General features: G+C 41.6%; 16 protein-coding genes and 1 pseudogene. 14 read left to right on the top strand and 3 right to left on the bottom strand.

From position 1 onward, the window contains the following. Positions 1 to 126: 126 nt before the first annotated feature. Entirely contained in the window at positions 127 to 843 is a 717-nt protein-coding gene (locus I1J71_RS01605; RefSeq protein ID WP_006153065.1) for a GntR family transcriptional regulator, read from the bottom strand. A gap of 323 nt (positions 844 to 1,166) precedes the next feature. Between I1J71_RS01605 and I1J71_RS01600 the strand changes: the two genes are divergently transcribed. From I1J71_RS01600 to I1J71_RS01570, 7 genes are all read left to right on the top strand, one after another. After that, the gene (locus I1J71_RS01600) at positions 1,167 to 2,954 is read left to right on the top strand and encodes a glycoside hydrolase family 35 protein (RefSeq protein WP_195183487.1); all 1,788 of its coding nucleotides are present in this window, start codon (positions 1,167 to 1,169) and stop codon (positions 2,952 to 2,954) included. Next, positions 2,951 to 3,427, top strand: coding sequence for a PTS sugar transporter subunit IIB (locus I1J71_RS01595; RefSeq protein WP_049496685.1), 477 nt, complete (start codon positions 2,951 to 2,953; stop codon positions 3,425 to 3,427). Before I1J71_RS01600 ends, I1J71_RS01595 begins: the two co-directional genes overlap by 4 nt. Positions 3,428 to 3,453: 26 nt before the next feature. Further along, the gene (locus tag I1J71_RS01590; RefSeq protein WP_195183486.1) at positions 3,454 to 4,359 is read left to right on the top strand and encodes a PTS mannose/fructose/sorbose/N-acetylgalactosamine transporter subunit IIC; all 906 of its coding nucleotides are present in this window, start codon (positions 3,454 to 3,456) and stop codon (positions 4,357 to 4,359) included. Next, positions 4,346 to 5,167: a PTS system mannose/fructose/sorbose family transporter subunit IID gene (locus tag I1J71_RS01585; RefSeq protein ID WP_006149591.1), complete on the top strand. Its 822-nt coding sequence runs from the start codon at positions 4,346 to 4,348 to the stop codon at positions 5,165 to 5,167. Before I1J71_RS01590 ends, I1J71_RS01585 begins: the two co-directional genes overlap by 14 nt. 3 nt (positions 5,168 to 5,170) lie before the next feature. After that, on the top strand, positions 5,171 to 5,575 hold the full coding sequence (locus I1J71_RS01580) for a PTS sugar transporter subunit IIA (protein ID WP_195183485.1): 405 nt from the start codon (positions 5,171 to 5,173) through the stop codon (positions 5,573 to 5,575). A 99-nt stretch (positions 5,576 to 5,674) separates the two neighbouring features. Then, on the top strand, positions 5,675 to 6,838 hold the full coding sequence (locus I1J71_RS01575; protein ID WP_195183484.1) for an SIS domain-containing protein: 1,164 nt from the start codon (positions 5,675 to 5,677) through the stop codon (positions 6,836 to 6,838). A 13-nt stretch (positions 6,839 to 6,851) separates the two neighbouring features. After that, entirely contained in the window at positions 6,852 to 7,889 is a 1,038-nt protein-coding gene (locus I1J71_RS01570; RefSeq protein ID WP_195183483.1) for an aldose epimerase family protein, read from the top strand. A gap of 41 nt (positions 7,890 to 7,930) precedes the next feature. Here I1J71_RS01570 and rnjA read toward each other — a convergent pair whose 3' ends face one another. Beyond that, complete coding sequence (gene rnjA, locus I1J71_RS01565) at positions 7,931 to 9,610, bottom strand: ribonuclease J1 (protein WP_195183482.1); 1,680 nt, start codon at positions 9,608 to 9,610, stop codon at positions 7,931 to 7,933. A gap of 1 nt (position 9,611) precedes the next feature. Then, positions 9,612 to 9,845 carry a DNA-dependent RNA polymerase subunit epsilon gene (locus I1J71_RS01560; protein ID WP_006149161.1) on the bottom strand — a complete coding sequence of 78 codons (234 nt, stop codon included), beginning with the start codon at positions 9,843 to 9,845 and terminating at the stop codon, positions 9,612 to 9,614. 272 nt (positions 9,846 to 10,117) lie between these two features. Here I1J71_RS01560 and I1J71_RS01555 point away from each other — a divergent pair, with 272 nt between their 5' ends. From I1J71_RS01555 to I1J71_RS01525, 7 genes and pseudogenes are all read left to right on the top strand, one after another. Then, positions 10,118 to 10,324: a hypothetical protein gene (locus I1J71_RS01555; RefSeq protein ID WP_195183481.1), complete on the top strand. Its 207-nt coding sequence runs from the start codon at positions 10,118 to 10,120 to the stop codon at positions 10,322 to 10,324. 110 nt (positions 10,325 to 10,434) lie between these two features. Next, the gene (gene tsaB / locus I1J71_RS01550; protein WP_195183480.1) at positions 10,435 to 11,118 is read left to right on the top strand and encodes a tRNA (adenosine(37)-N6)-threonylcarbamoyltransferase complex dimerization subunit type 1 TsaB; all 684 of its coding nucleotides are present in this window, start codon (positions 10,435 to 10,437) and stop codon (positions 11,116 to 11,118) included. Beyond that, positions 11,115 to 11,552, top strand: coding sequence for a ribosomal protein S18-alanine N-acetyltransferase (gene rimI, locus I1J71_RS01545; RefSeq protein WP_195183479.1), 438 nt, complete (start codon positions 11,115 to 11,117; stop codon positions 11,550 to 11,552). Before tsaB ends, rimI begins: the two co-directional genes overlap by 4 nt. Beyond that, positions 11,542 to 12,552: a tRNA (adenosine(37)-N6)-threonylcarbamoyltransferase complex transferase subunit TsaD gene (tsaD, locus tag I1J71_RS01540; RefSeq protein WP_195183478.1), complete on the top strand. Its 1,011-nt coding sequence runs from the start codon at positions 11,542 to 11,544 to the stop codon at positions 12,550 to 12,552. The genes rimI and tsaD overlap by 11 nt, the downstream gene beginning before the upstream one ends. A 66-nt stretch (positions 12,553 to 12,618) precedes the next feature. Further along, a complete protein-coding gene (locus I1J71_RS01535) occupies positions 12,619 to 13,227 on the top strand; it encodes a hypothetical protein (RefSeq protein ID WP_195183477.1) in 609 nt (202 codons plus the stop codon). 179 nt (positions 13,228 to 13,406) lie between these two features. Then, positions 13,407 to 14,063 (top strand): annotated as a pseudogene (locus I1J71_RS01530) (AzlC family ABC transporter permease). Then, a complete protein-coding gene (locus I1J71_RS01525; protein ID WP_195183476.1) occupies positions 14,053 to 14,376 on the top strand; it encodes an AzlD domain-containing protein in 324 nt (107 codons plus the stop codon). The pseudogene I1J71_RS01530 and the gene I1J71_RS01525 overlap by 11 nt, the downstream one beginning before the upstream one ends. The last annotated feature ends 39 nt before the right edge of the window (positions 14,377 to 14,415 follow it).

Here is a 14,415-nt window from a genome sequence, read left to right as displayed (position 1 = left end):
TGACTATTTTTTAGTAAAAAGGTTACTAATTATAGAATAGCTTGAAATGCTATTCTCAGGGAAGGGAGCTGATGCTATAATGGGTATATAAAAACCCTGAGACAGTTGCCTCAGGATTTTTATAAATTAGTGACCACGGTCACAAGAAATGAATTTAATTTTGTAGAAATCAGAACGTTTATAAGTTTCGATGTATTCCAAAACTTGACCAGTTGCTTCAAGCTGAGTTGTCTTAGTTTGGAAAACAGTTGGGAATTTAGTGTCGATTCCTAAAATAGAAGCGGCATGTTTTGGAGTCGGAAATACAATTTCGTTAATTTCTTCAAAATGCTCGTCATTCATGTGAATGTGGTAGTCCAATTTGAAACGAGTATAGATAGAACTATAGTATTCAAGATTTGGATAGTTGGCATTGATGTATTGTTCAGGAATATATGAATTGTGATAGATATAGGTAACGCCATTTGTTTCACGAACACGTTCAATCTTATAATAGAATTGATCGCCACGTAGGCCGAGTTTTTCTAAATATTTAAGATCGTTCCCACGTTCGATAGAAAGAACAGTTACTTTATCATCTTTAGTTTCGAAGATTTCCACATCAGAAAATTCAACGAGTTTGTGTTTACGTGCACGAGCTACGAAAGTTCCTTTACCTTGTTGGCGGACAATATATCCATCTTTGGCAAGGTCGTTCAAGGCACGAACTACTGTGATTGAACTAACATCATACATGGAAATCAATTCTGCCTCAGTGTAGAACTTATCTCCACTAGCAAATTGACCAGAAATAATCTTATTTTTCAATTCATCTTTAATGTATTGATACTTTGGAATTGCCATATTTTCACCTCGTTTTTTCCTTCTCCACTTATCATTTTAACATAAAATAGAAAAAAATAGTAGAAAAGCACAGAAAAAAATTAAAATATCAGAATAAGAATTTAGGATAGATATAAATAATTCGTGTTTTGCTCCTTGTTTTAATTAGTTGCCCAGAATGCTGATTTTATGGGATTTGTGGAGATTTTTAGAAAAGATTCAGTAAAAAAAATAGAAAAATTTTAAAGAAAATTTCAAAAACTATTGACATTATTCCCCGATTGGTTTATAGTTGATATAACAATACATGAAAGCGCAAACTTTTCGCTTTTAGGGGAGGATGAATGGCAAGATTTGAAATTAAAGATGATTTCTATCTGGATGGGAAACCATTCAAGATTTTGTCTGGAGCCATTCACTATTTTAGAGTTCCTGCGGAAGATTGGCATCATTCATTGTATAACCTCAAGGCACTAGGTTTCAATACAGTAGAGACTTATGTTGCTTGGAATATGCATGAACCTGCTGAAGGACACTTTAACTTTGAAGGCAATCTTGATTTAGAGAGATTTCTTCAAACTGCACATGATTTGGGCTTATATGCAATTGTACGTCCTTCTCCATTTATCTGTGCAGAGTGGGAATTCGGTGGTTTACCAGCATGGCTCTTGACCAAGGATATGAGAATACGATCATCTGACCCAGCTTTCATTGACATTGTTGGTCGCTACTATGATCAGTTGCTTCCACGTCTAGTTCCGAGATTATTGGAAAACGGTGGAAATATTCTCATGATGCAAGTCGAAAATGAGTACGGATCCTATGGCGAGGACAAGACCTACTTGAGGGAAATTCGACGTTTGATGGAAGAACGAGCAGTTACTTGTCCGCTTTTCACATCAGATGGACCATGGCGAGCAACTCTTAAGGCTGGAACCTTAATTGAGGATGATCTCTTAGTGACAGGGAACTTTGGTTCCAAAGCTGCTTATAATTTCTCGCAGATGCAAGAATTCTTTGATGAGCACTGCAAGAAATGGCCACTCATGTGTATGGAATTCTGGGATGGCTGGTTCAATCGATGGAAAGAACCAATCATCAAGCGTGAACCTGAGGAATTAGCAGAAGCTGTTCATGAAGCTCTAGAGTTAGGCTCTATCAACCTATATATGTTCCATGGCGGAACCAACTTTGGTTTTATGAATGGTTGTTCAGCTCGAGGAACTATTGATTTACCACAAGTAACATCTTATGATTACGACGCTCTTCTTGATGAAGCTGGTAACCCAACTGCTAAATATTTTGCAGTGAAAGAAATGATGGCGACTTACTACCCTGAGTATCCACAATCTGAGCCACTTCATAAGGAAAGTATGGAAGTTGAAGCGATTCCGCTAGTTGAAAAAGTTTCTTTGTTTGAAGCCTTGGATTCCTTAACGAGTCCGATTGAAAGTCTCTACCCTAAGAAAATGGAAGAGCTAGGACAAGGTTACGGCTACCTACTCTATCGTACGGAAGCAAGTTGGGATGCGGATGAAGAACGCATTCGAATCATTGACGGACGTGATAGAGCTCAACTCTTTATCGATGGCAAATGGGTGGCAACACAGTACCAAACAGAAATCGGTGAAGATATCTTTTATCAAGGTGAAAAGAAAGCGCTCTCTAGATTTGACATCCTTATTGAAAATATGGGGCGTGTCAACTATGGACACAAATTCTTAGCAGATACGCAGCGAAAAGGAATTCGCACAGGTGTCTGTAAAGATTTGCATTTCTTGCTCAACTGGAAGCAATATCCACTTCCTCTTGATAAGCCAGAGAATATTGATTTCTCTAAGGGATGGACAGAAGGGCAACCCGCCTTTTACGCCTTTGACTTTGAAGTCAAGGAGCCGAAGGATACCTACTTAGACTTATCTGAGTTTGGTAAAGGGATTGCTTATATCAATGGACATCATCTAGGTCGTTTCTGGAATGTCGGTCCAACCTTATCTCTTTATATTCCACATAGCTATCTCAAAGAAGGTGCCAACCGCATCATTATCTTTGAAACAGAAGGGGAGTATAAGGAACACATACATTTAACTTGTAAACCTACACTAAAACTTATAAAGGGGGAAAACTTATGACAATTGTAGGATGCCGTATCGATGGGCGCTTAATTCACGGACAAGTCGCAAACCTATGGTCTGCTAAACTTGATGTTTCACGTATCATGGTCGTTGACAATGATGTTGTGAATAATGATGTTGAAAAAAGCGGCTTGAAACTTGCAACACCACCAGGTGTAAAACTTAGTATTTTACCAGTTGATAAAGCAGCAGCGAATATCCTTGCTGGTAAATACGATAGCCAACGTCTTTTGATTGTAGCACGCAAACCTGACCGTTTCCTCGGTTTGGTAGAAGCGGGTGTGCCACTTGAAACTGTCAATGTCGGCAACATGTCTCAAACACCAGAAACACGTGCTATTACACGTTCTATCAACGTAGTAGATAAAGATGTAGAAGATTTCCGTAAATTAGCGGAAAAAGGTGTTAAACTTACTGCTCAAATGGTTCCAAATGATCCAGTTTCAGACTTTTTGAGCTTATTAAAATAGGAAAAAATTTTTAGGAGGTCATTGTTATGATACAATGGTGGCAAATTTTACTTCTCACTTTGTACTCAGCTTATCAAATCTGTGATGAGTTGACGATCGTTTCTTCTGCAGGTTCCCCTGTATTCGCTGGTTTCATTACTGGTTTAGTCATGGGAGATTTGACAGCTGGTTTGTTTATCGGTGGTAGCTTGCAGTTATTCGTACTTGGGGTAGGTACCTTCGGTGGTGCTTCTCGTATCGACGCAACTTCTGGTGCGGTTCTTGCGACAGCTTTCTCAGTTTCACAAGGAATCGAAACAGATCTTGCAATCACTACAATCGCTGTACCAGTAGCGGCACTTTTGACTTACTTCGACGTACTTGGTCGTATGACTACAACATTCTTCGCTCACCGTATTGATGCTGCAATCGAACGCTTTGACTACAAAGGAATCGAACGTAACTATCTTCTTGGTGCGCTTCCATGGGCTCTATCTCGTGCCCTTCCAGTATTCTTCGCCCTTGCTTTCGGTGGAGAATTCGTTACAGGTGTTGTAAACCTTGTTAAAGAATACCAATGGGTTGCAGACGGTTTGACTCTTGCAGGTCGTATGCTCCCAGGTCTTGGATTCGCTATCTTGCTTCGTTACCTTCCAGTTAAACGTAACCTTCACTACCTTGCTATGGGATTCGGTTTGACAGCTATGTTGACTGTACTTTACTCAAACGTAACAAGTCTTGGTGGAGCAGTTGCTGGAATCATTGGCACTCTTCCTGCTGAAGTTGCTGAAAAAATTGGCTTTGTTAACAACTTCAAAGGATTGTCTATGATCGGTATCTCTATCGTGGGTATCTTCCTTGCAGTTGTTCACTTCAAGAACAGCCAAAAAGTTGCTGTAGCAGCACCTTCTACACCATCAGAAAGTGGGGAAATTGAAGATGACGAATTCTAATTACAAATTAACAAAAGAAGATTTTAATCAAATTAACAAACGTAGCTTGTTCACTTTCCAATTGGGATGGAACTACGAACGTATGCAAGCATCAGGTTACCTTTACATGATCTTGCCACAATTGCGTAAAATGTATGGAGATGGAACTCCTGAGTTGAAAGAAATGATGAAAGTTCATACTCAATTCTTCAACACTTCACCATTCTTCCACACAATCATCGCTGGTTTTGACCTTGCCATGGAAGAAAAAGATGGCGTTGCCTCAAAAGACGCGGTTAACGGTATCAAGACAGGTTTGATGGGACCATTCGCTCCTCTTGGAGATACAATCTTTGGTTCACTTGTACCTGCTATCATGGGATCTATCGCTGCAACAATGGCTATCGCTGGTCAACCTTGGGGGATCTTCCTTTGGATCGCAGTTGCAGTAGCGTATGACATCTTCCGTTGGAAACAGTTGGAATTTGCATACAAAGAAGGGGTTAACCTTATCAACAACATGCAAAGTACTTTGACAGCTTTGATTGAAGCTGCATCTGTACTTGGTGTATTCATGATGGGTGCTCTTGTAGCAACAATGATCAACTTTGAAATTTCATACAAATTGCCAATCGGTGAAAAGATGATTGACTTCCAAGATATCTTGAACTCAATCTTCCCACGTTTGCTTCCAGCAATCTTCACTGCCTTCATCTTCTGGTTGCTTGGTAAGAAAGGTATGAACTCTACAAAAGCTATCGGTATCATTATCGTGCTTGCCTTGGCTCTTTCTGCTTTTGGTAAATTTGCACTTGGAATGGGCGCATAATTTATGACTAAATCATTAATTTTAGTGAGCCACGGTCGTTTCTGTGAAGAACTTAAAGGTAGCACAGAAATGATCATGGGTCCACAGGACAACATTCATACAGTGGCTCTTCTTCCAGAAGACGGCCCAGAAGAATTTACTGCAAAATTTGAAGCTGCTGTTGAAGGATTGGATGATTTCCTAGTCTTTGCGGATCTTCTTGGCGGAACTCCATGTAATGTGGTGAGCCGTTTGATTATGGAAGGTCGCGACATTGAACTTTATGCAGGAATGAACCTTCCAATGGTCATTGAGTTTATCAATGCAAGCCTAACTGGCATGGATGCGGACTATAAGAGCCGTGCTTCAGAAAGCATTGTGAAAGTTAATGATTTATTGGCAAGCTTCGACGACGATGAAGATGAATAAGATGTAGCAAACTATCTTATAGAAAATATACATGGGAATGGGAGCGACTCCCATTCCCATGTTTTCAATCATGAAATAATATTAGATTAGAGGTTTTCAATGCTAGATTATACAAAAGAAGAATTGCTTGAGTTGGGAGCAGAGATCACCACACGCGAGATTTACCAACAACCAGATGTTTGGAAGGAAGCTTTTGAAGCTTATCAAGCACGCCGTGATGAAATTGCAGCCTTTTTGAAAGGAATTGCAGATAAACATGACTACATTAAGGTTATTTTGACTGGTGCTGGGACTTCAGCTTATGTAGGCGACACCTTAGTTCCATACTTCAAGGAAGTCTATGACGAACGTAAATGGAATTTCAATGCTATTGCTACAACAGATATTGTTGCAAACCCACAAACCTATTTGAAAAAAGATGTGGCAACTGTTTTAGTATCATTTGCACGTAGTGGAAACTCACCTGAGAGTGTAGCAACCGTTGACTTAGCAAAAGCCTTAGTTGACGAGCTTTATCAAGTAACAATCACTTGTGCGGCTGAAGGGAAATTAGCACTTCAAACCCACGGTGACGATCGCAACCTCTTGCTTTTGCAACCGGCAGCTTCTAATGATGCTGGATTTGCTATGACATCAAGCTTTACTTCAATGATGTTGACAGCACTTTTGGTCTTTGATCCAACTGAATTCGCTCTTAAAGCTGAACGTTTTGAAGTGCTTTCTAGTCTTGCTCGTAAAGTTCTTGACAATGTGGCAGATGTGAAAGAGTTGGTTGACCTAGACTTTAACCGAGTGATTTACTTAGGTGCAGGTCCATTCTTCGGACTTGCTCATGAGGCACAACTGAAAATTTTGGAATTGACTGCTGGTCAGGTTGCGACAATGTATGAAAGTCCAGTCGGCTTCCGTCACGGTCCAAAATCTCTTATCAATGAAGATACTGTAGTTTTAGTCTTTGGTACTACAACAGATTATACTCGTAAGTACGACTTAGACTTGGTTCGTGAAGTTGCAGGGGATCAAATTGCTCGTCGAGTTGTTCTCTTGAGTGATCAAGCCTTTGGTCTTGAAAACGTTAAGGAAGTAGCACTTGGCTGTGGCGGTGTCTTGAATGACGTTTACCGTGTATTCCCTTATATTGTTTATGGTCAATTATTTGCTCTCTTGACTTCGCTTAAGGTTGGAAATAGACCTGATACACCATCACCTACAGGTACAGTAAACCGCGTCGTTCAAGGTGTTATTATTCACGAATTCAAATAATAAGGAGAAAAGGATGAAAACATACACAGAACGTGTATTTGGGAAAGTTGATGACAAGGATGTTGTCGCTTATCGCTTTGAAACAGAAGCAGGCTACCAACTAGAAATCATGACCTATGGTGCAACGATTCTACGCTATGTAACTCCTGATAAGGCTGGTAATTTTGCCAATGTTATCCTAGGCTTTGATGATTTTGACAGCTATGTAGGTAACAGTCCTAAACATGGAGCGAGTGTAGGTCCAGTTGCAGGTCGTATCGCAGGTGCGACATTCGAATTGAATGGGAAAACCTATGAACTCGAAGTCAATAACGCAAGCAACTGTAACCACAGCGGCTCAACAGGTTGGGATTCTAGTTTGTTTGAGCTAGTCGAGGTGAGCGACCATGGTTTGACTCTTTACACAGAAAGAACAGACGGTACAGGAGGTTTCCCTGGGAATCTTAAAATCTGGATTAGCTACCACTTGGAAGAAACTGGTGCCTACGAGGTTAGTTATAAGGTAACGACAGACAAAGATACCTTGGTCAATCCGACCAACCATAGCTACTTTAACTTATCTGGCGATTTCACTCAGACTGTTGATCGCCATGTCTTCCAATTGAACACTGAGGGTATCTATCCAATTGCTCCTGATGGAGTACCAGCTAAAACTCCAGATGCTAATCGTGATGTGGTTAAACATATCTATAATGGTGCCTTGTTAAAAGATATCTTTGCAGACAAAGATGAACAAATCCAACTCGTATCTGGTTTGGACCATCCATTTGCTCTGCCTGCAGGACATGACAATGCTGGTTTCCTCTATGACCAAAACTCAGGTCGTTTCTTGCTCTTTAAGACAGAAGCTCCTTGCTTTGTAGTTTACACCGCAAACTTTGTGGATGAGAGTGTCATCATCGCTGGTCAGCCGATGATTCAGCACAATGGGATTGCTCTTGAAGCACAGGCTTTACCAGATGCTATTCACAGTGACCTGAAAGATCAAGTCATTCTCAAAGCAGGTGAAACTTTCACTAGCAAAACTCGTTACGAAATCATTGTTAAATAATAAAAATTCTCTGAAGTCATAGGATTTCAGAGAATTTTTTCTTATTCTTCATCTGGCGTGAGAATCATCGGAATGATGATTGGTTCACGTTCAGTATTTTCGTAAAGGAATGGTCGAATGGCGTTTACGATAGCACCATTGACTGATTGGACGCTAGCATCCTTGTTTTTCAAAGCGATACGAATAGCATTGAAAAGGATGCGTTGACTTTGACGGATCAAGTCGCCAGATTCGCGCATGTAGACGAAACCACGACTCAGGATATCTGGTCCAGAAATAATCATCTGAGACTCAAAGTCTACCGTTGCGACAGCAAGTACAACACCATCTTCGGATAGGTCTCGGCGGTCTTTTAGGACTGCCGCACCGATTTCGCCGATACGATTTCCATCGACGTAGATATCTTGAGCATTGAAATGACCAGCGATACGAGCAGAGTTTGCAGTAAGGGCAAGGACATCACCATTGCTCATGATAAAGATATTGTCTTTCTCAACTCCAGTATCTACGGCAAGTCCAGCGTGGACTTTTTGCATGCGGTATTCACCGTGAACAGGCATGAAGTATTTTGGTTTGATGAGGCGGAGCATGAGTTTTTGTTCCTGCTGACCACCGTGTCCAGATGTATGGATGTTATTAATCTTACCATGGATAACTTCAACACCAGCTTCAGAAATGATGTTAATCAGCTTGTTAACGCTAGTGGTGTTTCCTGGGATTGGACTAGATGAGAAGATAACCGTATCGCCAGGTTGGAGTTGCACTTGACGGTGGGTTCCGTTAGCGATACGAGAGAGGGCTGCCATAGGTTCACCCTGGCTACCTGTACAGAGGATAAGAATCTCACCCGCAGAGTAATCTTTGATTTCATTTGGTTCGATGAAGGTTCCCTTTGGCGCCTTAATGTAACCTAGTTCAATCCCGTTGACAATAGCCTTTTCCATAGAGCGTCCAAAGACAGCAATCTTACGACCCGTTTTAACAGCGGCATCAGTTGCTTGCTGGAGACGGAAGATGTTTGAGGCAAAGGATGCAAAGATGATACGTCCCTCGATACCTTGGATAATCTTCATAATAGACTGACCAACGACCTTTTCAGAGTTTGTAAAGGTTGGTACTTCAGCATTTGTCGAGTCAGAGAGTAAGCAAAGCACTCCGTCTTCACCTAGGGCTGCCATACGGTGCAAGTCTGCAGGTTCACCAACTGGTGTAAAGTCAAACTTGAAGTCACCGGTACAAACGATTTTTCCTTGAGGTGTGTGGATAACAATTCCCAAAGGTTCTGGGATCGAGTGAGTTGTTCTAAAGAAAGTTGCTTTAAGATTTTTAAAGGTCAACTCAGTGTTGTGGTTGATTTCGTGAAGTGTAGCATTGCGCAAAAGGCCATGTTCTTCGAGTTTTCCACGAATCAAAGCGAGAGCTAGTGGACCTGCATAGATAGGGATATTTGCTTGCTTGAGCAAGAAAGGAATCCCACCAATATGGTCCTCGTGTCCGTGTGTAATCAAGAGAGCCTTGACGCGGTCGATGTTTTCGACAATATAAGAGTAATCAGGGATAACGTAGTCGATACCAAGCAAGTCATCCTCGGGGAATTTAATCCCTGCATCAACGATGATGATTTCGTCTTGGTATTCGATTCCGTATGTATTTTTACCGATTTCTCCTAGACCACCAATGGCAAAAACGCCCACTTCTTCTGGTTTAAGAGTATAGGCCATATTAGAACTCCGTAATTTCGAATGCGCCAGTTTCTTTTTCGTAGTCTAGCAATTTGTCTGACAAGAGCTCGATATATTCAACGTTGAATTCTGGACGGTTTTTTTCAACAAGTTCACGGGCAATGATACGTCCCTCAAGTTCTGAGCTGGCATCAATGTCTAAGTAAAGTGAGCGTGTTGTTTCACGACGTGGGCTACGGTCTTTTGTTTCTTGATAAAAAACTTTGTAAATCATGTGTTTCCTTTCTGTTTTCAGGTCAGCTGTATTCAAAAAATTACCAGCTTGAAGCTGTTTGTTTCTATTTCATTTTCTGCCTGTATTGACCTTGATTCGTTGCAATTATTTCAATTATAACATAAAAAGGGGAATTAGTAAAAGCAGGAAACATGAAAGTAAGGAGCCTGAAATGTGTTTCATTTTGCCCGATACAAGTATTTGAAGACTTTGAAATCAAGTGCTATAATAAAGTTAGAAAAGAGGTTTTTCCTTATGAAGGAGGGCAGGATATGTTTCAACTAGCTATTATCATTCGTCTTCTGGCCTTTGCGGCATTTGTTGTTTGTGTTTACGGAGGAAATGTTTTGTATACTCGGCTAGAGTATCGGAAAGCCAAGCTCCTTTGGAAGATTAGCTTCGTGACTCTGTATTCGTTCTTCCTTCTCCTAGTGACCTATGTGGTCTGGTTTGTATTTTACTTTGGTTTGAATTCTTGAGTGCTTGTCCTGTCTATTTGGCAGGACATTCTTGTTTGGAAACAAAGAAAATTCCCATGTGTCAGCTTTTGTAGTATAATAGTAAACAGACAAAAAGATAGGAATGTGTTATGAAAGTATTAGCTTTTGATACGTCCAGCAAGGCTCTGTCTTTAGCCATTTTAGAGGACAAGCAGCTTCTTGCCGAGACGACTATTAATATCAAGAAAAATCACAGTATTACCCTCATGCCTGCTATCGATTTTTTGATGGCCAGTCTAGATTTGACACCTAAGGATTTGGATCGAATCGTCGTGGCAGAGGGACCGGGTAGCTATACAGGTTTACGAATTGCAGTAGCAACTGCCAAGACCTTGGCTCATACCTTAAACATTGAGTTAGTAGGGATGTCTAGCCTTTTAGCTCTGGTACCGAGCCAGCAGGAAGGACTGGTAGTCCCTCTGATGGATGCGCGTCGCAACAATGTATACGCAGGATTTTATGAACATGCTCAACCTGTCTTTCCAGAAGCTCACCTGTCTTTCGAGGAGGTCCTAGAGCAAGTCAAGGATGCCGACCAGGTGACCTTTGTTGGTGAAGTGGGTGCCTTTGTCGAGCAGATTCAAGAGCAATTACCACAGGCTAACTATCAAGAAACCTTACCAAACGCAGCGAATCTTGCTCTTTGGGCCTGGGACAAGGAAGCAGACTCCTTACACGATTTTGTGCCGAATTACCTCAAGCGTGTCGAAGCTGAGGAAAATTGGCTCAAGAACCACGCCGAGTCTGGCGAGTCCTACATTAAACGCCTATGATAGAAATCAAACGAATCCAACAGCAGCCTGATGTGGCACAAGCTATCTACGAAGTGATGACAGATGTTTATCCCGTCAGTCCTTGGACGTTGGAACAAATACAAGCAGACCTGTCTCAAGACCAGACTTGGTATGCTCTAGCTTATGATGGGGAAGAAGTGATAGGTTTTCTAGCAATTCAGGAGAATAACTTTGAAGCAGAAGTCTTGCAAATTGCTGTCAAAAAAGCCTATCAAGGTCAGGGGATAGCCTCAGCCTTGTTTGCAACATCGCCGACAGACAAGGAGATTTTCCTCGAAGTTAGAAAGTCCAACCACCGAGCGCAAGCATTTTACAAGAAAGAAAAAATGGCAGTCATCGCTGAGAGAAAGTCCTATTACCATAGTCCAGTTGAGGACGCCATTATCATGAAGAGAGAAATAGATGAAGGATAGATATATTTTAGCATTTGAGACATCCTGTGATGAGACCAGTGTCGCCGTCCTGAAAAACGACGCCGAGCTCTTGTCCAATGTCATTGCTAGTCAAATTGAGAGTCACAAACGTTTTGGGGGCGTAGTGCCAGAAGTAGCTAGCCGTCACCATGTTGAGATCATTACAGCCTGTATCGAGGAGGCGTTAGCAGAAGCAGGAATTACTGAAAACGATGTGACAGCTGTGGCGGTTACCTACGGACCAGGCTTGGTCGGAGCCTTGCTTGTTGGTTTGTCAGCTGCCAAGGCCTTTGCTTGGGCGCATGGCCTACCTCTAATTCCCGTTAATCACATGGCTGGTCACCTCATGGCGGCTCAAAGTGTCGAACCTTTGGAGTTTCCCTTGCTAGCCCTCTTGGTTAGTGGTGGCCACACAGAGTTAGTCTATGTTTCTGAGGCTGGTGATTATAAGATTGTTGGGGAAACTCGTGATGATGCAGTTGGTGAGGCCTATGATAAGGTCGGTCGTGTCATGGGCTTGACCTATCCAGCAGGTCGTGAGATTGATGAGTTGGCTCATCAAGGTCAGGATATATATGATTTCCCTCGTGCCATGATTAAGGAAGACAATCTGGAGTTTTCATTCTCAGGTTTGAAGTCTGCCTTTATCAATCTCCACCACAATGCCGAGCAAAAGGGAGAAAGTTTGTCTACAGCGGACTTGTGTGCATCCTTCCAAGCAGCTGTCCTGGATATTCTCATGGCGAAAACCAAGAAGGCTTTGGAGAAATACCCTGTTAAAACCCTAGTCGTGGCTGGTGGTGTGGCTGCCAATAAAGGTCTTAGAGAACGTTTGGCGGCTGAAATCACCGATGTCAAGGTTATCATTCCACCTCTACGTCTTTGCGGAGACAATGCGGGTATGATTGCCTATGCTAGCGTTAGTGAGTGGAATAAAGAAAACTTTGCAGACTTGGAGCTGAATGCAAAACCTAGCCTGGCTTTTGATACCATGGAATAAAGAGTTAGCTCAGTGTTAACTCTTTTATCTTGGACAAATGCCGGAATCTTTTAGTATAGTAGAAATATGAAATTTAAAAAAACAATGAACGTTGTGCTTGCTCTTGGAGCTTTATTGCTTTGCATGTCAGCTTGCCAGCATATTCCAAAGACACAATTGATTCTATTTGAGTCACTGTCATTCAATATGCCCCTCAAATCTCTTGAAAAAGTGTTTGGAGAAGCTGATGAAGTGATAGAAGAAACGGAAACCGCCTTTCGGGACACTTGGCATGCAAGGGATCCTTATTTCTATAAAACAGGCCGACTTTTCTATCATTACGAAAATATTGCATTGAATGGTTATACAGGTCGAGCGGATTTCACATTTTCAAAATCACATCGCTTGGAAGAAGTAACAGTTCATATTCCTGTAGCTTCAAAAATGGAGCAACAAGTAGCGCTCTACAATTTATCCCAGACTATAAAAAAAGAAATTGAAGATCTTCCGACTTTCAAATCCGTAACTACCGAGACAGTAGGATTATACGATGATGGCTATCGCTATAAAGTCAAATTGCAAGGCCAAAGGAGAGAACTCTGGGTTGATGTCTACCCGATAGAAGATGAATATACTGAAAAAAATGAAGGCTATAAGTATAGAATTCGAATTGATCAATTTCTCATGTATCCATAATGAACCATACTGTTCAGGGTCTGATACTTGCTATTAGTTTCAAATTCCAGACGGTTTTCTACTCTTTGAATGTGTTATAATAATTTTTGCTTTGACTGTCTGGAAAGTAGTTGATGAAGGAATGAATAGTGAGGAGGTTTATGAAAGAAAAAGGATTTTGGGAGGGAGTACAGGCTGCGATGCCGACGGCTCTAGGCTATGTTAGTATTGGTCTGGCTTGTGGGATTATCGGTGCACCCTATGTAACACCTGTGGAAATGGGCTTGATGAGCCTCTTTGTCTATGCCGGGAGTGCCCAGTTTGCCATGATAGCCTTGATAGCAGTTCAAGCCCCTGTGGCAGCCATTGCCATGACGGTTTTTTTGATTAATCTGCGTCTCTTTTTATTGAGTTTGCATGCGTCGACCTATTTCCGTCATACTAGTCTCTGGCATAATATCGGAATGTCTAGTCTTTTGACGGATGAGACCTACGGGGTCTTGATGGGAGAGCTGGTTCATAGGGACAAGGTCAATCCTATGTGGATGCACGGGAACAACCTTAACAGCTATCTAGCTTAGTTTGTCGGAACTGTTGTCGGGACTGCTCTAGGTGGACTTTTGCCAAATCCGGAAGTTATTGGTCTAGATTTTGCCCTAGTGGGGATGTTTATTGGGATTTTTACTTCCCAGTTTCAAATTATGCAAAAACGGATTCCTATCCGCAATCTACTGATAATTCTAGCGGTTGTTGCGGTGTCTTTCTTTTTGCTTTTGACAGTGGTGTCCCAGTCACTAGCTGTTCTGTTTGCGACCTTGCTAGGTTGTACTATGGGGGTAATTTTGGATGGTCAGTAAGTATATTTTAATGGCAATTATCTTCTCTGGCTTGGTGACCTGGGTTCCGAGAATGATTCCTTTCATACTTGCTAAGTACAAAGGATTGCCAGCAATCGTAGAACGCTTTTTAAAATTCCTCCCAGTTTCTATTATCTTCGCCTTGATTCTTTCAAGTGTAGTGACAGGAAAAGTTGGAAGTTTCCCACAGATAAAGTGGTTAGACTTTCTAGCAGTATTTCCGACAGCCGTTGTCGCCTTTCGCTACCGCAATCTAGTGGGGACAGTTCTCTTTGGAGTGGTCTTAATAGCAGTCTTACGTTTGGTCTTTTAATCAGCCATAAAGAAAATCTATCACAAATATAGAAATCAT

Origin of the sequence: Streptococcus infantis (assembly GCF_015546995.1) — a bacterium.
Classification (GTDB): domain Bacteria; phylum Bacillota; class Bacilli; order Lactobacillales; family Streptococcaceae; genus Streptococcus; species Streptococcus infantis_J.
Note: the sequence above shows the minus strand (reverse complement) of the source record. Positions and strands in the feature narration are given on the sequence as shown.